Origin of the sequence: Streptomyces pseudogriseolus (genome assembly GCA_002154585.1) — a bacterium.
Classification (GTDB): Bacteria; Actinomycetota; Actinomycetes; order Streptomycetales; family Streptomycetaceae; genus Streptomyces; species Streptomyces pseudogriseolus.
The window spans coordinates 56,250-74,678 of record MUNG01000010.1; the positions used below are offsets into that span (position 1 = coordinate 56,250).

The following is an 18,429-nucleotide window of genomic DNA, read 5'->3' on the forward strand; positions in this document are numbered from 1 at the left end:
CATCCCCTCAGCGTCCGTCACGCCAGCAGCAGCGGCATGTCCCAGTCGGCCGGCGTGCCGTCCACCGCGTACGAGTCCAGCGCCAGCGCGACACCGGCGGCGCCGTCCAGATAGCCGGACACGTCGGAACCGAACGGCACCTTCGTCATCGTGAACCGCAGTCCGAACGGCAGCGCCGGGTCGAACGCGGACAGGAGTTCGGCGGCGATGTCGTCCCGCAGCCCGCTCAGCCGCGGATCCTGCCACTCCTCGTCGAGCCGGCCGAGCTGGTGCAGTGCCCCGGCCCAACCGTGGCACAGCGCATGGTCGTTGATCCCCCAGTCACTGCGGGGGAGGGCGAGCAGCCGGTCCACCGAGGCGCGGGCGAGGTCCGAGAAGTCCGTCCGGCCGAGCGCCCGCCCGGCCAGTTGCAGCGCGCGGGACACCCCGGGAGCGCCGTAGCACCAGGCCGGCCACCTGGCGGGTCCCTCGTAGGCGGCGGAGCCGCGCTGCCACTCGGCGAAGGACAGGTGGCCGGGCCAGAAGACGCCGTGCCGGTCCGTCACCGCCCAGGTCCGCAGCAGGCCGGCCGTCGCCTCCATCGCGTCCTGCTGCCCCGGCACCCGCACGCCGTGCTCCCACGCCAGGGCCAACAACGCGAGAGGCCCTGCGACGCCGTGCGACAGGCCGAGGTTGAGATGACCGCCGGGGAACGCCCGCTCCGAACCGGTCCGGGGCGCGTCCAGGGCCCACCAGCGCGGCACCTGCACGCCGTGGTGCCGCACGGTGCCCAGCGACAGACGTACGAGGTAGCGGAGTACCGCCGTCAGCGGCTCCTCGCAGGTCTCCGCACGGGCCAGCAGATAGCGGCCCACTCCGGTCAGTCCACGGACCACCTCGTAGTGCCCGATGGTGGGCAACGGCCGGTCCTCGACCGGCGGCAGAACGGTCCGTACGAGATCGCGCTGGTAGGCGTCGAACCGCTCCAGCGCGGAGACGTATCCGCCGGTGGTGCGATGGGCGACCAGCACGGCGAACGCCAGCGCACCCGGCCCCTTGAAGATCCCGCTCGCCGCCGCGGCCCCGCCCGAGACAGCGCGTGTGCCCGTCGTCAGGTATGCGTGGGCGCGCGGAACCTGCCGCGCCGCGTCCCGGGCGGCCCCCGCGAAGGCGAGCGCCAGTCCGGGACTGCCGCTGCCCAGCGTCAGTTCGGCCCAGACCGGCTCCGCGCGCCCGTCGTCCGCGGCCTCGGCCGGGATGCGCGTGGCCGCCATGGTGGCGGCGGGATCGGACAGCCGGTCCAGGATCTCGGCGGACACGGCGCCGGCTCGCTCCCGCAGTCCCTGAGCAGTGCCACGGCTCGCGAACCCCCGAGTGCCGCCACCGCCGGTCACGTCCGTCGCCCCGCTCATCGACCGCTCTCGCTCCCGTTGCCGTCCGTGCCCGCGCCCGCGTCCGTGCCCGCGCCCGCGCCCGCGTCCGTGCCCACGCCCGCGCCCGCGTCCGTGCCCACGCCCCCGCCGCCGTGCCGCCGTCGCCCGAGGTGACCGCGTACCGCGCCCCGCAGCACCGCGTATCCCCGCGCCTCCGCCGACCGGTCGATGCCGAACCCGCGGTTGTGCCGCATGTGCAGCAGCGACAACAGCGCCTCGTCGCGGTCGGCCTCCGGTGCGGAGAGGAGCAGCCGGCCGTACGCACGTGGCTCGGGCGACTCGGTCCACAGTGCACCGAGCGCGGGCGCCCGCAGCGCTTCCGCGGCCGCCGCGACCACGCTCCCCGGCGTGATCAGCCGGTCGGCGAGGGCACGGTGCCGCTGGTAGACCTCGTGCTCCTCGGTCTTGGTGAACATCCGGTCGACCCAGCCGCACCAGTCCCAGTCCCCGAGGGACTCCAGAAGCACCGCGTGACCGAGCCCGGCGAGCACGTCCGCGGGGAGAGCCCGCCCCGGGGCCCGTGCGGCACGCACCTGCACGATCGCCGACAGGCTGTCGGTGCGGAAGAGGCGCTCGGCGGCCTCCTGAAGGGCCTCGCCCCCGTACCGGTCGCTCTCGGGCCGGTAGGTGTCGACGGTCATCGCACGCAGGGCCCCGCTCTCGACGAGCATGCGCGACGCTCGGCCGAGCGCGGGCAGCACCCGGCTGTTCAACGCCTCGCTGTCGCCGTGGAAACGCAGCCGCAGATGCGGCTCGGGATCCCGGTACCGCACGAAGAACCAACGGTCGACGTCGTCCTCGATCTCGGTGAGCACGGCGGGGAGATGATCCGCGAGCAGGCTTTCGTGGGCCGACGGCTCCGCGTACCACTTGACGAACAGCCAGTCCTCGCCCGGCAGATGGAACCGGGTGGGAGCCCGCCTGACCGGTGGCGCGGACCGCGCCCGCTCCCCGCCCGTCGTCTCCGCCGCATCGCCGGACGGCCGCGCCCCGGCGAGGGGCACCACGATCTCCGTGCTGTGACCGCCGTTCCAGCCGAGCCCCGCGCCCTCGGCCGTCATGTCCTCGTAGAGGACGAACCGAGGCTGTGGAGCGGTCAGTTCGGCGCGCAGGAGATCACGGTCCCAGCGGTCGCGCAGATCGACGGGGTACATCTGGTCGTTGCGCGCGATCTGCAGCCGGTCCGGTACGGCGAGACGCCGCCGCCAGGCGTCGAGGCCCCGCTCCCACACCTCGGCGCCCTTGGCGCGGGCCGCGTCCCGCAGCCGGCGCCCGGGCAGCCACCGTTTCGGCATCACCACCACCCTGCCGCACCGCACACGCGGCAGATACGGCAGGGTGTCGTGCCCGGCCCAGTCCCAGCCCGACCACACCCGCGGCCGAGCCGTCGCCAGATCCATCAGGAACCGGGCCACCGGCGGAGCCTGCGCGTCCAGGGCCAGCATGTGCGGCAGCACCGGCCGGACCGGGCGCCCGCTCTCCGGGTGCAGCAGGCGCAGGCCGTCCGAACCGGCGGCGACGAGCAGCGAGCGCCAGTCCAGACAGCGGGGGTCGTCCCGGTCGTCGGGCACACCGACAGGAATCCGGTACGGCAGCAGCCGCGGCACCTGCACGATGTTCAGTCCGCGCGGCTCCCGGGGCAGCAGCTCCACCTGCGCCGCCAGCACGTCGCCGTCGCAAGCGCCGGACGTCTCGGCGGCCAGCCGCGTCAGTTCGGCGGTGAGGCCGGCGGCCTCCGCGAAGCGGCCCGCGGTGGCGCCGGCCGCCCAGGCGCCGATGTGCGGGCTGCCGAGCAGACGGAAGTCGCCGCGGTCCAGAGCGCCGATGCTCTCGGCGAGCACCTGGAAGCAGAGTTCGAGACCGCGCGGCGGCGTGGCCTCGGGATCGTGCCGGGCGACATCGGCGAGACGCCGTACGACCTCGTCGGTCAGCACCAGGTCGCCGCCGGACAGGACGGCCTCCTGGATCAGCTCCCCGACCAGCGCCCGACGCGGGGCGTCCGCCTCGTCGCCGGGCCCGCTGCGCGCGTACGTCGGCTCCGCGCCGTACTCGGGAGGCAGACCGAGGCCGCGGTGCGGGTCGGCCAACTCGCCGAGCGGCACGGCGGAGGCGGTGCCGTACCGCTCGATGAAACGGTCGCGGTAGTCCCGCATGTACGCGAGCGTCGTCCACTCCGGGGTGATCGCCCAGATCGCGCCCGCGTACCGGCGCACCTCCTCACCGACGGCGTCCGGCAGGACGAAGTCGCCGGGGATGTGCAGATCCACGTGCACGGGCGGTCTGGCGTCCGCGTCGCCGCCCGTGCCGGGGACGTCCAGCCGGCGTACCGCGTCCAGCAGTTGACGCCAGGAGTCGCCGCCCAGGCCCGGATCGTCCTCCTGATGCCGGGCACAGGCCGTCCGGATGTCCCGCAGCGCCCGCGCGTCGCCGGGCAGCGCCTCGTCGAGCACCGCCTCGATGCCGTCCAGCAGCGCGGCGTCGATGCGGTGCGGGGTGATCGAGGTGAGCAGAAAGCCGTGCCGGACGAGCTCGGCGAGTTGACGGTCGAGCCGCCCGGCGTCCAGCGACGGGAAACGCGCGGTGAGCGAGTCGAGCAGCTCGCCGTACGCCACCGGGGTCCGGGCCCGCTCGCGGACCGCGCCGACCAGCGCGTTGTCCCGCACCGACTGCTCCTGTCCGCCGGTACGCAGATGCAGCCGCCCGTCCCGCAGGACACACAGGTCGTTGAGGACCACGTCCACGCGCCGGCGTACGGAGGGCTCGGCGAGCCAGGCCAGCACCCGGCGCCGCAGCCACGCCCCGTCGAGCCGGACCGCGACCTCACCGGTCTCCGGTTCCGCCTTCGCCGCGCAACCGAAACGTGCCGTGCCCACACCCGCGAACAGACCGAACGGCGTCGGACGCGCGGCGGCCCGGCGGGCGTACCGCGTCAGGGTGCGAGCGGCGCTCAACGTCCGTTTCCGGCCCAGCGCGGCCACGCCCTCGTCGCTGGTCAGACGGTCCAGACCGAGCGCCAGGGAGCCGCTGGCCACCCGGACCGCCTGGCCGAGCAGGGGATCGGCGGCGAGTCGCCGTGCTCCGGGCACCGGATCGGCGGCGTCGACGCCCGCCAGGGCGGTGCCGCGCGGCCGGCTCGCCATACGGACGAGCACGGGCTCCCTTACGTCGAATACGTCGCATGCTGCCAACGCCTGATGCGGTACGGACTCCGCCGCCACGTGTGTGCTCTCCTCGCCGCCGTCGTACGGAAGAGCGGGGCGGTCCCAGCACCGCCCCGCCCGGAAGAGCCCCTGAGGGGCGTCAGCCCGTCAGCAACACACGGGGCAGCGCGTGCCGATCGCGTAGCTGCTCGGCGAGGTGTAGGTGCCCTGCCCGAAGGACTCGGCCTGCTCCGGGAGGTCGGAGACACGGAGGTCCAGGTCGAGGTCCAGCTCGGGGGCGTCCTGGGACAGAACGATCTCGGTACTCATGCTTCTCCCTTGGGTGTTGGGGTGCACGGACTCGAACGAGCCGGGCCGCGGTCGCGGCCCGAACATGCGTATCCTTCGTGCCCACAGAGATGGGTGGTAGATGAAATCACGCCATTGATCACGGCATGGAAGGTGGCCTTCCGGCGCTCATGCCTGCGCCCCTGGCTCCATGTCCGGGATCGGGGGTGGCCGGTTCCCGTCGCTCCTGCGCTCCAGCCGGGTCCTGCCCGCCTGGTGGCCGGAGGCGGCACGGACGGTGGCGCGCACCGTCCCGTCGGCCCCGCTCCCGACCGGGTGAATGGCAATTCACTGCTAAGGTGAATCACCATTCACCAAAAGAATCACCGCCCAGGTCTGCCACTGGAGAGCCCATGGCGTCGCCCGCCCCGACACCCCGTCCGCCCCGCGACACCACCGGCCTCCGGGCCCGGCTCACCATCCCTGTCCTGGCCTATTGCGGCATCCTCATGGCGGTCATGCAGACCGTCGTCGTGCCCTTGCTCCCCGACCTGCCGCGCCTCACCGGTGCGTCGGCGTCCACCGTCTCCTGGATGGTGACCGCGTCCCTGCTCGCCGGCGCCGTCCTCACCCCCGTGCTGGGCCGCGCCGGCGACATGTACGGCAAACGCCGTGTGCTGCTGCTGTCCCTCGCCCTCATGACCGCCGGCTCGGTGATCTGCGCCCTCACCGCCGATATCGCACTGCTGATCACCGCCCGCGCGCTCCAGGGCGCCGCCGTCTCCGTCGTACCCCTCTCGATCAGCATCCTGCGCGACGAACTCCCCCCGGAACGCCGTAACGGCGCCGTCGCGCTGATGAGCTCCACCGTCGGCATCGGCGCCGCCCTCGGCCTGCCCGCCGCGGCCCTGATCATCCAGTACGCGAACTGGCACGCCATGTTCTGGGTCACCGCCGGCCTCGGCACCACCGGCGTCCTGCTGATCCGCTGGGCCGTGCCCGAGTCACCGGTGCGCGAGAGCGGCCGCTTCGACGTCACCGGCGCCCTCGGACTGGCGGCCGGACTGGTCTGCCTGCTCCTCGCCGTCTCCCAGGGCGGCGAGTGGGGCTGGGGGAGCGCCCCGATCCTCGGCCTCTTCGCCGGAGCCGCCCTCGTCCTCGCCCTCTGGTGGCGCCACCAACTCCGCGCCCAGCGCCCGTTGGTGGACCTGCGGCTGGTTTCCCGGCCCCGCGTCGGCCTGTCCCACGTGGCCGCCCTCCTGACCGGCTTCGCCTTCTACGCCAACACGCTCGTCACCGCGCAGCTCGTGCAGGCCCCCGAGGCCAGCGGCTACGGGCTCGGCCTGTCCATCGTCCAGACCGGCCTGGTGCTGCTGCCGAGCGGCGTCGTCATGCTGCTGCTGTCCCCGGTCTCCGCCCGCATCTCGGCCGCGCGCGGACCGAGGATCACCCTCGCCCTCGGTGCCGCCGTCATCGCCGCCGGCTACGGCGTGCGCATCGCCGACAGCCGCTCCCTGGTCATGATCATGGTCGGCGCCACGGTCGTGTCCGTCGGCACCACCCTCGCCTACTCGGCGCTCCCCGCCCTGATCCTGCGCGCCGTGCCCGCCACGCAGACGGCGTCCGCCAACGGCGTCAACGTCCTGATGCGCACCGTCGGACAGGCCGTGTCCAGCGCCGCCGTCGCCGCCGTTCTCGTGCACCACACCAGCCTCGTCGACGGGCTCCCGCTGCCCACCCTGCACGGCTACCTCGTGGCCTTCTCCGTCGCCGCCGCCGTCGCCCTCGCGGGCAGCGCCGTGGCCCTGCTGATACCCGGCGACCCGGCCCCCGAGAACGAGCCCGTCCGCACGGAAGGCGCCCGGTCCGTCGCCGACGGCACCGCCAAGGAGGACGCGTGAGCACCGAGATCCCGCCGCCCGGCGAGACGCCCCGTCCCGCACGACGGGACGCCGAGGCGACCAAGGCGGCCATTCTTCGAGCCGCCCGCCACTTCCTCGCCCGCCAGGCGCACGCCGACATCACCCTCAAGGCGGTCGCGGAGCGCGCCGGGGTCAGTCCGCCGTTGATCCTGAAGTACTTCGGCAACAAGGACGCCGTCTTCGCCCGCGTGATGTCCTTCGAGGAGGACGCCGAGGCCCTCCTCGGCGCGCCCCTGGAGGACCTGGGCCGCCACATGGTCCGGCACGTCCTGGTCAGCCAGCGCGAGCACGGCTCCGACCCGCTTCTGCGCATCGCCTTCGCACCGCTCCAGGGCGACCACGGCGACATCCTGCGCGCCAACTTCCGCGCCCAGGTCACCACCCGGCTCGCCGCCCGCCTCCCCGGCCCCGACGCGGGCCTGCGCGCGGAACTGGCCCTGGCCGCACTCCTCGGCCTGGGCGTGATGTTCGGCATCGCCCGCGGAACGGACGTGAGGTCGACCCCCGTCGACGAAACGGTGGAACGCTACGGCCCGCTGGTCCAGGCGCAGTTGATCCCGCGGGCGTACTGAGACTGCCCCTTTGGCGTACGGCGGGGACTGCACCTCGGACTTCATATTTTCTTCACACAACCGCTACAGTTCGTGCTGCAACTAGCACCCGGGGGGCGCCATGACCAATCCGTACATACCGCCAGCCGGCCGCACCGCGCCGAAGTGGGCGCGTCAGCGATTCCTGCTGCCCGCGCTCGGAATCGCCTGCATCGTGAGCCTGTCGGGATGTTCCGGCGACAGCAGCGCGAAGGACGACGCCCAGCCTCTGGCGGTCAAGGCCCAGCCGACGGTGACCGTCACCGCCACCGCGACCGTGACCGCCACACCGACCGCCGACCCTGAACCCGCGCCGACCGTGACGGTGACGGAAACGGAAACGGTCAAGGTGAAGGTGACCAAGACCGTGACCGAGGAACCCGCCGAGGAGGACTACAGCGGCGGGGGAGGCGGAGGCAGCGTCTACTACCAGAACTGCGCCGCTGCTCGGGCGGACGGGGCGACGCCCGTGTACCGCGGCGACCCCGGCTACGGCAGCCACCTCGACCGGGACGGCGACGGCGTCGGCTGCGAGTGGGGCTGACCGACGCCCCGTGGCACCCGTCCGACGCGGGTCCACGGGCGGCCCCGCCGCCACTGCGGCGCCGCCCACCGCGCAGGAACAACCGCCGACGGCAAGGGGCGGTGCCGAAGTGACCGGCAGCAGCGGGAGCGGCCTCACCCAGCCTGGGCGCAGGCCATGAAGCGCGGCAAGCGGTACGCCGTCGCCGCCTCAGGGCAGTGGACCGACGCGCGCCCCCGCTGGGTGCGCGTCCGGCCGCGCCCCTGAATCCGGCCCACCGTCTCTCAGGCCCCGGTCAGCAGGTCACCCTCCTCCACGGCCGATAGCGACAGCGTCTTGTATCCGACCTGCTCGAACAGCACGACGACCCGGTCGTCCTCCCTGCGCATCACCGTGCCCGCACCCCAATCCGCGTGCTGCACGCGCTCGTTCGGCTCGTACGGCCCCGTCTCCCCGGCCGGGGGATCGGCGTCCTCATGCCCGGCGTCCGACGCCCCGGGCTCGTCGTCCAGACGCTCACACCCGTCGCAGTGGCCGCACGGGGTGTCCAACTGCTCCCCGAAGTAGCCGAGCAGGTACTGCCGTCGGCAGCCCGGCGTCTCCGCGTAGCCGCGCATCATCTCGATGCGTGAGCGGTCGATACGGCGCCGCCGCTCGAACACCTCCTCCGCCGCCTCCGCGGCGTCCTCCGCCGACCGCCCCGGCACGGCCCGCACCGCACGGCGCCTCCCCTCGGCCGCGACGGCGCCCGCCTCCTCCAGCAGGTTCAGCAGATCGCCGGCCTTCCGGCGCGACAGCCCGCACAGCTCCGCCGTACGGCTGCGGCTCCGCGGGGCGTCCTGGTCGAGCAGCACGCTCATGACGCGCCGCAGCGCCTCGGTGTCCAGCGACCGGGACGTCAGGAACTTCTGCAACCCCAGATCCTCCGGCCGGTAGAACAGCACGGCCTCGGCGGCTTCCCCGTCCCGGCCCGCCCGCCCGACCTCCTGGTAGTACGAGTCGAGCGACTCGGGCACGGACGCGTGGGCGACGAACCGTACGTCGGGCTTGTCGATGCCCATCCCGAACGCCGAGGTGGCGACGACCACGGCAGGGCTCCCGGCCATGAATCCGTCCTGGATGCGCCGGCGCTCGTCCGCCTTCAGACCCGCGTGGTACGCCTCGGCGTCCACCCCGTCCTCCCGGAGACGCTCCGCATACGCCTCGGCGTCCTTGCGGGTGGCGGTGTAGAGGATGCCCGGGGCGGGCGCCTCGGCCGTCCAGCGGGACACGGCCTCACGCTTGGACGGGTCGTCGGTGAACGTCCGCACGGTCAGCCGGATGGCGGGCCGGTCCGTGCCGGTCGTCACGAGCCGGGGGTCGCGCATGTGGAGGTGCTCGACGATGTCCTCCCGCACGGGAGCCGCCGCGGTCGCCGTCAGCGCGAGCACGGGCGGCCGGCCCAGCCGCTCGGCGGCCTCACCGAGGGTGAGATAGTCCGGACGGAAGTCGTGCCCCCAGGCGGACACGCAGTGGGCCTCGTCGACGACGAACAGCGACGGACGCAGCTCACCCAGCCGCTCCAGGACGTCCTTCCTGGCCAGCTGCTCGGGGGAGAGGAACAGGTACTCGGCGTCACCGTCCTCGACCGCCTGCCAGCCCTCGTCGGTCACCGACCGCGACTGCGCGGAGTTCACCGCCACGGCGTCCGGAGCCTCACTGTCCCGCAGCCCCGTGACCTGGTCGCGTTGCAGGGCGATCAGCGGCGACACGACGACGGCGGGACCGCCCAGCAGCACGGTCGGCACCTGGTAGATCGCCGACTTCCCCGACCCCGTGGGCATCACGACCAGCACGTCACCGCCGTCCAGCAGCGCCTGCATCGCCTCGGCCTGCTCCGCGCCCAGATCACTCCACCCGAACCGCTCGCGGGCCACGCGACGCAGCTCGGCGCCCCGCTCGTGCTCATCCATCGCGTACGCCCTTTCCAGCCCCTGACCAGTGAGTTCCCGGCCCGGGTGCCCGCTGCGGGGGCGGGGATGCACGCGGCGTACGAGCCGATGAACAGCACTCGGCGCGGTCACACGCGTGTTGTAGCCGCGCCGGTGCATTCGACGGCAGCGGGATGTTGCCGGGCACGGGCAGCGTTGCAGCGCAACGCTTCGGCGCCCGGCGTGCGCCCGGGCTCGTCACCAGCAGCGAGTGCTCCGAGAGGCATCGAGTCCTGTGCGCAACGGGGGAGCGCGCACCGCTCGGCTTCCACGTCAGGGATCGCAACACCACCGGCTTGGTTCATTCTGGTTGCTCCGTCCCGCGACCGGCTGGATGACTGGACGAATGCCGTCGTACCGCGACGGACTGAGAGAACGGAGAAATGGTGGACCGCCCCTTACTGTCGATGAGGTCATCTTTGATCTTCCTGCTCGCCGTGCTGACCGGCGGCGTGGCGAGCGGACTGACGGCCGCTGCCGGGGAGGGATTCGCACGCAGCCTGCTCGCGGGGCTCGCCGCCGCAGGGTTGGCAGTGCCCTTCTTCAACCGACTGATCGCTACGGAGGAGAGCACCGTCCGGCCCCAGGGGACCGCGGGTGCGAGCAGGGGTGAGGGAGAGGCCCGTGAGTAAGCTGCAGCCTCTGGGCGAAAACCTCAGCGATGCGTCTCGGGCGTTGGCGCAAGCCTTGAGGGAGTTGTTCGAAAGTCTGCAGGTGTCCGTGCGCCGTTACGCGGCTCGGCGTCGACTGGATCCGGGGACGGTCTCGCGATACCTCAACGGCACGCGGTTACCTCCGTGGCAGGTGATCAGCGACCTTTTCGCCGACGTCGCCGAACATCGAGGGACCGCTGTGACGACCGAGGCCATCGAACTGGTACGAGGCCTGTACGGGTCGGCTGTGGACGCCGCCTCGTCGCCGAGGCACGCGGTGGAGATCTTGGAACAGCAGCTGGCCGATGCCGACCACGTCTCCCGGCGATCGAGCGTCCGAGGCGACGTACTGGGCGACGCACTGCTCGACCGGACACAGCGCATCGCCGATCTCGAGACCAGGCTCAACCAGTTGGAAGCCGACCGCATCGCGGAACAACGGCGTGCGGACGAGCTCGCCCGGGCGCACCCGGACGTGTCCGGGCTTCTGCAGGAACGCGACGCGCTTCGGCTGGAGGTCGAGCGTCTCGGAGCAGCTCTGGCCCAAGCGCAGGCTCAACGAGCTGCGGCGGAGGGGCGCTGCGAGTTACTCGAGCGGCAGCTGGATGCGGTCGAGCAGGCGACGAAGGCGGCGTTGCCGACAGGCCCACAGGACATGCCCAAGATCCTCGTGGTTGACGATCAGCCTGACAACCTGCTGGCCATGACCGCCGTGTTGGCGACGCTCGAGCAGGAGCTCGTCACGGTCTCCTCCGGACGGGAGGCGCTCAAGGCTCTGCTCGACCACGACGACTTCGCCGTCATCATCATGGACGTGCAGATGCCGGAGATGGACGGCTACGAGACGTGCGCCCACATCAAACGCCGCCAGAGGACCCGGGACGTGCCGATCATCTTTCTGACCGCGATGGGGGGCGGGCCCGAGCACTCGGCCCGCGGGTACGCGGCCGGCGCGGTCGACTACATCAGCAAGCCCTTCGACCCGTGGGCTCTGCGCGCGAAGGTCGCGGTCTTCACGTCCATCTACCTCGAGCGCAACGGTCGCTAGGTGTCAGGGCTCGCCGGGAGGGAGTAACGCGGTCCGTGGCCGTGAACTCTCGCGCTTCCGCGAAGGTCACCGCACAGCCGCCGTCCCTTCCGCCACCCCCGGCGCACTGTGCGCGCGCCGGTACGCCGCCGGGGACAGGCCCACGTACGTGTGGAACTGCCGGCGCAGCGCGACAGGGTCGCCGAAGCCGCAGGCGGTCGCGATGCGGGCCACGGGCAGGGTGGTGGACTCCAGCAGATGCCGTGCGTGGGCGAGCCGGCGCTGGGCCAGCCACTTCAGCGGGCTGAGCCCGGTCTCCTGCCGGAAACGGCGCGTGAACGTGCGCACGCTCATGTGCGCGTGCCGCGCCATGTCCTCGAGCGTGAGCGGGTCGGCCAGCCGCTCCAGCGCCCACTGCCGGGTGTCCGAGGTGGAGCGGTCGGCGTCCTGGGGTACCACGTGCTCGATGAACTGCGCCTGTCCGCCCTCACGCCACGGCGCCGCCACGCACCTCCGCGCGGCCGCCGCCGCGACACTCGCCCCGTGGTCCAGCCGGACCAGGTGCAGGCACAGGTCGATGCCCGCCGCGCCGCCGGCCGACGTGAGGATGCGGCCGTTGTCGACGAACAGCACGTTCGGGTCGACCTCGATCCCGGGGAACAGCTGCGTGAAGGCCTCGCACAGCGTCCAGTGCGTGGTCGCCCGCATACCGTCCAGGAGCCCGGCCGCCGCGAGAAGGAAGGCCGAGGTGCACAGACTCACGATGCGCGTCCCCGGCCGGATGCCCTTCAGCACCGCCGTGACGTCCTCGGGCAGGGTCCCCGTCGCGAGCAGGTCGGGGGTCGGCTCCTGGGTGGCGATCACCACCGTGTCCGCGGTGTCCAGCAGCGACTCGTCGTGCTCCACGACGATCCGGAAGTCCTCGTGCGTACGGACCGGACGCCCCCCGAGCGAGCAGGTCCCGACCGAGTACAGACGGCTGCCGTCCGGAGCCCGGGCCTCGTTGAAGACGCGGGCGGGGATGCCCAGGTCCAGCGGCAGGACCCCGTCGAGGGCGAGAACGGCAACCCGATGCGTCATGGCCCGAATAGTACGACAGGTGTCCCTCAGGCCACTCACGCCCACCGGCACCGGCGCGGCAGGGTGGATGTCACCGGGGAACGTCCCGGCGATGGATCCGTACGACATACAGGAGCGAGAAACGATGAGCGGCCACACCATGCGTGCCGTCACGATCAGCGAGTTCGGCGGCCCGGAGGTCCTCACGCCCGAGGACGTGGCCCGTCCCGAACCCCTGCCGACCGAGGTGCTGGTGCGCGTCCACGCCGCCGGCGTCAACCCGGTGGACTGGAAGACCCGCGTGGGTCAGGGCATGGCGGGACTCCAGACGTTCCCGCTGATCCTCGGCTGGGACGTCTCCGGCGTCGTCGAGCAGGTCGGCTTCGGCGTCACCACACTCCGGCCGGGCGACGAGGTGTACGGCATGCCGTGGTTCCCGCGCGCCGGCGGCGCCTACGCCGAGTACGTCACCGCACCGGCCCGCCAGTGGGCCCGCAAGCCGGCCACGGTGGACCACGTGCACGCGGCGGCCTTGCCGCTGGCGGCGCTCACCGCCTGGCAGATCCTCGTGGACACCGCCCACGTGCAGGCCGGACAGCGCGTCCTGGTCACGGCCGCCGCCGGGGGCGTGGGCCACCTGGCCGTGCAGTTCGCCCGCCACCTGGGCGCACACGTGATCGCCACGGCGAGCGCCGCCCGCCACCCGTGGCTGAAGGACCTCGGCGCCGACGAGACGATCGACTACACCACCACTCCCTTCGAGGAGGCCGCGTCCGGCGTCGACGTGGTCGTGGACCTGGTCGGCGACGAGCACGACCGGACCAGCACCCGCGCCCTGAAGACGCTGTCCCCCGGCGGTCTGCTGATCGCCGTCCCCAGCGGCGTCTCCCCGGACCTGGCGGCCGCCGCCGAGGAGGCGGGCGTACGGGCCACTGGGTTCCTCGTCGAGCCCGACGGCCCCGCCCTGGCCCGGATCGCCGACCTGATCGACGCGGGAGAGGTGAGCGTCGAGGTGGAGAAGACGTTCCCCCTCGCCGAGGCCGCCGCGGCCCACGCCCACGGCGAGGCCGGTCACACGCGCGGCAAGCTGGTGCTGACCGCGACGGACTGACGTCCTGGGGCCGCGCCGGGTTCGGGCGGAGCCGCACGGGGCACCTCGTCGATGTGAACGCGGACCAGTCACCGGAGCGCACTCCCGACGGGCACCACATCGTCGTCCGGGGCAGGAAATGGCGGGCGACCGACCCGGCCGTCCCGGAGGAGACCGCCGCACGTCTGCGCCGCCATCTCATGTCGGCGCGCCGTGCGGTGCGCTCCGCGACGACCGCGGGCGACGAGCAGGCCGAGCGTGCGGCACGGTCCCGCGTGCACCGGGCCAAGGTCGCGCTCGGTGAACGGGGCACCCCGTGGTGGGAGGAGCCGGAGGACGCGCGCCGCCGCCGCTGGGAGCAGGGCCTCGAGTCCCTCGACGCCGAGGACGACGGCTGAGTCCTCCCGGCGGCGTCGGCCGGCCCTCCGGTCGTCGACCCTGGTCACGTCAGGGCGCTCAGCCCAGTCCGCCGGTCGCCCGCAGATTCTGACCGGTGATCCACCGGCCGTCCGGTCCCACGAGGAACGCGACGACATCGGCCACGTCGGCCGGCTGCCCCAGCCGGCCGAGCGGCGTCATGCCGGCGACCGCGTCGAGCGCCTGTTGGGGGTTCGTCGTCCGCAGCAGCTCGGTGTCGGTCGCGCCGGGGGAGACGGTGTTGACCGTGATCCCACGGGGCCCGAGTTCCCGCGCCGCGACGGCGGTCAGCTGCTCGACCGCGCCCTTGCTGGCGGCGTAGGGGGCGATGCCGGGCGCGGGCCGCACGGTGTTGAGGGTGGAGATGTTCACGATCCGGCCGCCGTCGCGCATCCTCCGGGCGGCGTAGCGCATCGTGAGGAAGACCGACCGGGTGTTGACCGCCATGACCGTGGCGAAGTCCTCCACATCGGTCGAGGCGAGCGGGGTCGGCGTGAAGGACGTCGCGGCGTTGTTCACGAGGATGCTCAGACCGCCGAGACGCTCCTCGGCGGCTTCCATCAACCGCTCGGGCGCACCCTCTTCGCCGAGGTCGACACGCATCGCCCTGGCCGCGCCGCCGTCGGCCTCCACGGCACGGACGACCGCCTCCGCGGCACCCTCGTCCTTGACGTAGGTGAACAGCACGGACGCCCCGTCCCGGCACAACCGCTCGACGATCGCCCGCCCGATACCCCGGGACCCGCCGGTGACGACGGCGGTCGCATCCTTCAGCACCGTGTCCTCCACACCCGTGTGTCGACGCCTGGGCCACGAACGTACTCGGGACGCCGGCCGGCGCACCGGGTTTTCGCCGTGCGCGACACCCACCCGGGCCGCCGCCGTCCGGGCCGCCGCCGTCCGGGCCGTCGCCGTCCGGGCCACAGCCGTCCGGCCGCACGAGCCGCCGGACGGCTAGTCTCCGCAGGCACGCCTTCGAACCACGCGGACCACGCCAGGAGAACCCGTGTCACAACCGCTCACCCCAGGAGACCGACTCACCCCCGAGGAGCGACTCGCCGACGCCAAGGAGCGGTTGCGTCTCCCGCGCATCGTCGTGATCTGCGGCTCCACCCGCTTCATGACCGAGATGGCCGAAGCCGATCTGCGGGAGACCGTGGCGGGCAACATCGTCGTCAAGCCGGGCTGCGACCTGAAATCCCCGCACGCCCTCTGGTCCGATCCCGGCGAGGCCGAGGTGCTGAAGTCCCGGCTGGACGATCTGCACCGGGCGAAGATCCGGCTCGCCGACGAGGTGCTCGTGGTCGGCGACCACATCGGGGACAGCACCCGCGCCGAGATCGCCTACGCCCGGTCACTGGGCAGGCCCGTCCGGTTCACGCACCCCGAGGTCGACCCCGACGCCTCCTAGGAGTTGTCGTCAAATGTCACGCCCACATCAGCAGCGATGCGAGGGTGACGGCTGCTTGGTAGGACTCGGCGGTCTTGTCGTAGCGGGTGGCGATGCCACGCCACTGCTTGAGGCGGTTGAAGCACCGTTCGACGACGTTGCGCCGCTTGTAGACCTGCTTGTCGAAGGCCGGCGGACGTCCGCCCTGACTGCCGCGCCGGAGCCGGTTGCGAACCTGGTCGGACCGTTCCGGAATGGTGTGCCGGATGTTCCGTCGCCGCAGCCAGGTGCGTATGGCCTTGGAACTGTAGCCCTTGTCGCCGATGACGTGGTCGGGTCGGACCCGGGGCCGTCCCGGACCCGGCCGGGGCACCCGAATCGCCTCCATCACGGCGGTGAACTGCGTGCAGTCGTTGGTGTTCCCGCCGGTGACGGTGAAGGCGAGCGGGCGGCCGGCGCCATCGCAGGCCAGGTGGATCTTGCTGGTCAGGCCGCCTCTGGACCGGCCGAGTCCCGGGAAGCAGAGCCCCCTTTTCGCGCTCCGGCCGCGTGCTGGTGGGCCCGGACGATCGTGGAGTCGACCGACACCAGCCACTCGATGTCCCCGGCCGCGTCGGCCCTGGCCTGGGCGGCCCGGAGCATCCGCTCGAAGGTGCCGTCCTTGGCCCACCGGCGGAAGCGGGTGTGCAGCGTCGCCCAGGAGCCATACCGCTCGGGCACGTCCCGCCAGGCCGTTCCGGTCCGGAACTTCCACACGATCCCGTTGAGGACCGTCCGGTCGTCCAGCCGCCTGCGGCCCCGCTCGGACCGGGGCAGCAGCGGCTGCACGAAGGCCCACTCGGCATCGGACAGTTCATGGCGACGTATCACCCGACCATGATCCCCGATCGAAGATCCTTTGACGACAGACCCTAGTCCGTCCGGCCACTGCGAACCATCCGAAAGGACAGTGCAGTTGAGGTGAACCGTCCGCGTGGGTGACGCGTCATGAACCTGTGAGGAGCGGTGCCGCGAAATGCCTGCGGATCCTCGTCCGTGGGGCAACACTGGATCCCGACCCGACTCATCACCACGGGGGGCGGCCATGAACGACGATTCACGCCGCGCAAGTGACACGACAGCCCACACACAGGTCATCACAGAGCGAAAGAACCCACCCATGTGCCAGCACCAGCCACCGTGCCCCTCAGCCGACTCCGCCGACCGGGAATCCGCCCGTCTCGTGGCGCACCACCCGGAGCAGGGCTGGAGCCTGCTGTGCAACGGTGTCGTGCTCTTCGAGGACACCGGTGAGCTCCTGCCCGACGGCAGGATCATCGCCCCGCAGCGGTCCGGGGGCGTCACGCTGACGTCCGCCTGAGCACGGCCGGGCGGGACGGGGACCGCCCGGGGAATCACCGGGGCCGGACCGCGGGCGCACGCCCACGCGACCCGGCCCCGAAGCGTGTGCACGGCTCCTCACCCACCGTGGCCCGGCGGACGGGCACGGTGACAGCCACCCCGCAGGACCCGCGGTACGCCGCCGCCGGCCGCGGCACCCTATCGTGACCGGCATGCAGTCCTACACGATCGGCCAGGCAGCGCGGCTGCTCGGCGTCAGCCCCGACACCGCACGCCGCTGGGCGGACGCGGGACGCCTCACCACCCGCCGCGACGACGCCGGACGCCGGGTGGTCGACGGCCGTGACCTGGCGGCGTTCTCCGTCGAACTGGCCCGGTCGGCCACCCCCGAGGACGACATCCCGTACACCTCGGCCCGCAACGCGTTCCCCGGCATCGTCACGGCGATCAAACTCGGCGACGTCGCCGCCCAGGTCGAGATCCAGGCGGGCCCCCACCGTCTGGTCTCCCTGCTCACCCGGGAGGCGGTCGAGGAACTGGGCCTGGAGGTCGGCGTCGAGGCCACGGCCCGGGTCAAGTCGACGAACGTCCACATCGACCGCACCTGAAAGACCGCGCCACAGGGCGCAGATGAGAACTCACATCGACTCATCGCCTCGCTCATACGATCTGACAGGTGCGATAAACCTCGCAGATGCGTCATGATGAACGGCATGCGGGGTGTGCGTCCCCGCGGACGCCCGCCGCTGCCAGGGAGTGCCTTCGCATGATCCGTTCCGCCCGCCGGACCGCCGGTACCGCCGCTCTGGCTCTCCTCACCGCGCTCGGCCTGGCGGGCTGTTCCTCCGCCGACGACTCCCCGGCCCGCGCCGCCGACGGCAGTCCGAGCGGCACCGTCACCGTCTTCGCCGCCGCCTCGCTCAAGGAGAGCTTCACGGCACTGGGCGAGCGCTTCGAGAAGGAGCATCCCGGCACCCAGGTGACCTTCAACTTCGGCGGCAGCGACTCCCTGGCCGCCGGCATCGTGGGCGGCGCCCCCGCGGACGTCTTCGCCGCCGCCAGCACCACGACCATGCGAACCGTCACCGACGAGGGGCTGACCGCGGGCGCACCGGCCACCTTCGCGCGCAACCGCCTGGAGATCGCCACCGCCCCGGGCAACCCGCACCGCATCGACTCGCTCGAGGACCTGGCGGCGCCGGGTCTGAAAGTCGTGCTCTGCGACCGCACGGTGCCCTGCGGGGCCGCCGCCGAGAAGGCGCTGGAGGCGGGCGGCGTCACCTTCGAACCCGCCTCCTACGAGCAGGACGTCAAGAGCGCTCTGACCAAGGTGCAGCTGAAGGAGGCCGATGCGGCCGTCGTGTACCGCACGGATGTGAGGGCGGCCGGTGACAAGGTGGACGGCGTGGACTTCCCGGAGGCCGCGCAGGCCGTCAACGACTACCCGATCGCCCGGCTCGAGGACGCCCCCAACGCCTCAGCCGCGCAGGCCTTCGTCGCGCTCGTGACGTCACCGGAGGGCCGGAAGGTGCTCGGGCAGGCCGGTTTCCTCGCGCCGTGACCACCACCGCCCAGGACGCCCCCCGCACTTTCCCTTATACACATCT

Annotated in this window: 18 protein-coding genes; 11 read left to right on the top strand and 7 right to left on the bottom strand. The window is 72.5% G+C overall.

The window, feature by feature from the left end:
• Nucleotides 1-17: 17 nt before the first annotated feature.
• From CCN29_RS01445 to lanA, 3 genes are all read right to left on the bottom strand, one after another.
• A complete protein-coding gene (locus CCN29_RS01445) occupies nucleotides 18-1,391 on the bottom strand; it encodes a lanthionine synthetase C family protein (RefSeq protein WP_031018993.1) in 1,374 nt (457 codons plus the stop codon).
• Nucleotides 1,388-4,552 (bottom strand): lantibiotic dehydratase, encoded by a 3,165-nt coding sequence (locus CCN29_RS01450; RefSeq protein WP_051803193.1) that lies wholly within the window; start codon nucleotides 4,550-4,552, stop codon nucleotides 1,388-1,390. Before CCN29_RS01450 ends, CCN29_RS01445 begins: the two co-directional genes overlap by 4 nt.
• A 168-nt stretch (nucleotides 4,553-4,720) precedes the next feature.
• The gene (gene lanA / locus CCN29_RS01455) at nucleotides 4,721-4,882 is read right to left on the bottom strand and encodes an SCO0268 family class II lanthipeptide (protein WP_086679694.1); all 162 of its coding nucleotides are present in this window, start codon (nucleotides 4,880-4,882) and stop codon (nucleotides 4,721-4,723) included.
• 371 nt (nucleotides 4,883-5,253) lie between these two features.
• On the opposite strand from lanA, the gene CCN29_RS01460 reads away from it, so the two are divergent.
• The 3 genes from CCN29_RS01460 to CCN29_RS01470 all read left to right on the top strand — a co-directional run bounded on the left by CCN29_RS01460 (nucleotide 5,254) and on the right by CCN29_RS01470 (nucleotide 7,896).
• On the top strand, nucleotides 5,254-6,741 hold the full coding sequence (locus tag CCN29_RS01460) for an MFS transporter (RefSeq protein ID WP_086679680.1): 1,488 nt from the start codon (nucleotides 5,254-5,256) through the stop codon (nucleotides 6,739-6,741).
• Nucleotides 6,738-7,334: a TetR/AcrR family transcriptional regulator gene (locus CCN29_RS01465; protein WP_031018988.1), complete on the top strand. Its 597-nt coding sequence runs from the start codon at nucleotides 6,738-6,740 to the stop codon at nucleotides 7,332-7,334. Before CCN29_RS01460 ends, CCN29_RS01465 begins: the two co-directional genes overlap by 4 nt.
• 100 nt (nucleotides 7,335-7,434) lie before the next feature.
• Nucleotides 7,435-7,896: an excalibur calcium-binding domain-containing protein gene (locus CCN29_RS01470; RefSeq protein ID WP_031061489.1), complete on the top strand. Its 462-nt coding sequence runs from the start codon at nucleotides 7,435-7,437 to the stop codon at nucleotides 7,894-7,896.
• A gap of 263 nt (nucleotides 7,897-8,159) precedes the next feature.
• Here CCN29_RS01470 and CCN29_RS01475 read toward each other — a convergent pair whose 3' ends face one another.
• Nucleotides 8,160-9,827 (bottom strand): RecQ family ATP-dependent DNA helicase, encoded by a 1,668-nt coding sequence (locus CCN29_RS01475; protein ID WP_086679682.1) that lies wholly within the window; start codon nucleotides 9,825-9,827, stop codon nucleotides 8,160-8,162.
• 425 nt (nucleotides 9,828-10,252) lie between these two features.
• On the opposite strand from CCN29_RS01475, the gene CCN29_RS01480 reads away from it, so the two are divergent.
• Nucleotides 10,253-10,477, top strand: coding sequence for a hypothetical protein (locus CCN29_RS01480; RefSeq protein WP_324609315.1), 225 nt, complete (start codon nucleotides 10,253-10,255; stop codon nucleotides 10,475-10,477).
• Nucleotides 10,470-11,546 carry a response regulator gene (locus CCN29_RS01485; protein ID WP_031061494.1) on the top strand — a complete coding sequence of 359 codons (1,077 nt, stop codon included), beginning with the start codon at nucleotides 10,470-10,472 and terminating at the stop codon, nucleotides 11,544-11,546. Before CCN29_RS01480 ends, CCN29_RS01485 begins: the two co-directional genes overlap by 8 nt.
• 66 nt (nucleotides 11,547-11,612) lie before the next feature.
• Here CCN29_RS01485 and CCN29_RS01490 read toward each other — a convergent pair whose 3' ends face one another.
• Nucleotides 11,613-12,605, bottom strand: a complete 993-nt coding sequence (locus CCN29_RS01490) for a GlxA family transcriptional regulator (protein ID WP_031018981.1) — start codon at nucleotides 12,603-12,605, stop codon at nucleotides 11,613-11,615.
• A gap of 124 nt (nucleotides 12,606-12,729) precedes the next feature.
• On the opposite strand from CCN29_RS01490, the gene CCN29_RS01495 reads away from it, so the two are divergent.
• Nucleotides 12,730-13,695: an NADP-dependent oxidoreductase gene (locus CCN29_RS01495; RefSeq protein ID WP_006132240.1), complete on the top strand. Its 966-nt coding sequence runs from the start codon at nucleotides 12,730-12,732 to the stop codon at nucleotides 13,693-13,695.
• 53 nt (nucleotides 13,696-13,748) lie between these two features.
• The gene (locus CCN29_RS01500; protein ID WP_006132239.1) at nucleotides 13,749-14,072 is read left to right on the top strand and encodes a hypothetical protein; all 324 of its coding nucleotides are present in this window, start codon (nucleotides 13,749-13,751) and stop codon (nucleotides 14,070-14,072) included.
• Between the two features lie 58 nt (nucleotides 14,073-14,130).
• Here CCN29_RS01500 and CCN29_RS01505 read toward each other — a convergent pair whose 3' ends face one another.
• On the bottom strand, nucleotides 14,131-14,868 hold the full coding sequence (locus CCN29_RS01505; RefSeq protein WP_086679697.1) for an SDR family NAD(P)-dependent oxidoreductase: 738 nt from the start codon (nucleotides 14,866-14,868) through the stop codon (nucleotides 14,131-14,133).
• A gap of 229 nt (nucleotides 14,869-15,097) precedes the next feature.
• Between CCN29_RS01505 and CCN29_RS01510 the strand changes: the two genes are divergently transcribed.
• Nucleotides 15,098-15,502 (top strand): hypothetical protein, encoded by a 405-nt coding sequence (locus CCN29_RS01510; RefSeq protein WP_086679684.1) that lies wholly within the window; start codon nucleotides 15,098-15,100, stop codon nucleotides 15,500-15,502.
• A 16-nt stretch (nucleotides 15,503-15,518) separates the two neighbouring features.
• Here CCN29_RS01510 and CCN29_RS01515 read toward each other — a convergent pair.
• Nucleotides 15,519-16,348 (bottom strand): IS5 family transposase gene (locus CCN29_RS01515; RefSeq protein WP_442538203.1). Its coding sequence is split into 2 segments (ribosomal slippage): nucleotides 15,519-15,994 and nucleotides 15,994-16,348, totalling 831 coding nucleotides; the frame shifts between segments, so codons are not numbered across the junction.
• Nucleotides 16,349-16,640: 292 nt separating this feature from the next.
• On the opposite strand from CCN29_RS01515, the gene CCN29_RS01520 reads away from it, so the two are divergent.
• The 3 genes from CCN29_RS01520 (at nucleotide 16,641) to modA (ending at nucleotide 18,383) form a co-directional block, all read left to right on the top strand.
• Complete coding sequence (locus CCN29_RS01520; RefSeq protein ID WP_006134309.1) at nucleotides 16,641-16,841, top strand: DUF5999 family protein; 201 nt, start codon at nucleotides 16,641-16,643, stop codon at nucleotides 16,839-16,841.
• A 193-nt stretch (nucleotides 16,842-17,034) separates the two neighbouring features.
• The gene (locus tag CCN29_RS01525) at nucleotides 17,035-17,430 is read left to right on the top strand and encodes a TOBE domain-containing protein (RefSeq protein ID WP_006134308.1); all 396 of its coding nucleotides are present in this window, start codon (nucleotides 17,035-17,037) and stop codon (nucleotides 17,428-17,430) included.
• Nucleotides 17,431-17,588: 158 nt separating this feature from the next.
• Nucleotides 17,589-18,383 carry a molybdate ABC transporter substrate-binding protein gene (gene modA / locus CCN29_RS01530; protein WP_031016305.1) on the top strand — a complete coding sequence of 265 codons (795 nt, stop codon included), beginning with the start codon at nucleotides 17,589-17,591 and terminating at the stop codon, nucleotides 18,381-18,383.
• The last annotated feature ends 46 nt before the right edge of the window (nucleotides 18,384-18,429 follow it).

Coding starts and splice junctions, on each gene's coding strand:
- CCN29_RS01445 (WP_031018993.1), bottom strand. CDS start 1,391: ATGAGCGGGGCGACGGACGTGACCGGCGGTGGCGGCACTCGGGGGTTC.
- CCN29_RS01450 (WP_051803193.1), bottom strand. CDS start 4,552: ATGGCGAGCCGGCCGCGCGGCACCGCCCTGGCGGGCGTCGACGCCGCC.
- lanA (WP_086679694.1), bottom strand. CDS start 4,882: ATGAGTACCGAGATCGTTCTGTCCCAGGACGCCCCCGAGCTGGACCTC.
- CCN29_RS01460 (WP_086679680.1), top strand. CDS start 5,254: ATGGCGTCGCCCGCCCCGACACCCCGTCCGCCCCGCGACACCACCGGC.
- CCN29_RS01470 (WP_031061489.1), top strand. CDS start 7,435: ATGACCAATCCGTACATACCGCCAGCCGGCCGCACCGCGCCGAAGTGG.
- CCN29_RS01475 (WP_086679682.1), bottom strand. CDS start 9,827: ATGGATGAGCACGAGCGGGGCGCCGAGCTGCGTCGCGTGGCCCGCGAG.
- CCN29_RS01480 (WP_324609315.1), top strand. CDS start 10,253: ATGAGGTCATCTTTGATCTTCCTGCTCGCCGTGCTGACCGGCGGCGTG.
- CCN29_RS01490 (WP_031018981.1), bottom strand. CDS start 12,605: ATGACGCATCGGGTTGCCGTTCTCGCCCTCGACGGGGTCCTGCCGCTG.
- CCN29_RS01495 (WP_006132240.1), top strand. CDS start 12,730: ATGAGCGGCCACACCATGCGTGCCGTCACGATCAGCGAGTTCGGCGGC.
- CCN29_RS01520 (WP_006134309.1), top strand. CDS start 16,641: ATGTGCCAGCACCAGCCACCGTGCCCCTCAGCCGACTCCGCCGACCGG.
- CCN29_RS01525 (WP_006134308.1), top strand. CDS start 17,035: ATGCAGTCCTACACGATCGGCCAGGCAGCGCGGCTGCTCGGCGTCAGC.
- modA (WP_031016305.1), top strand. CDS start 17,589: ATGATCCGTTCCGCCCGCCGGACCGCCGGTACCGCCGCTCTGGCTCTC.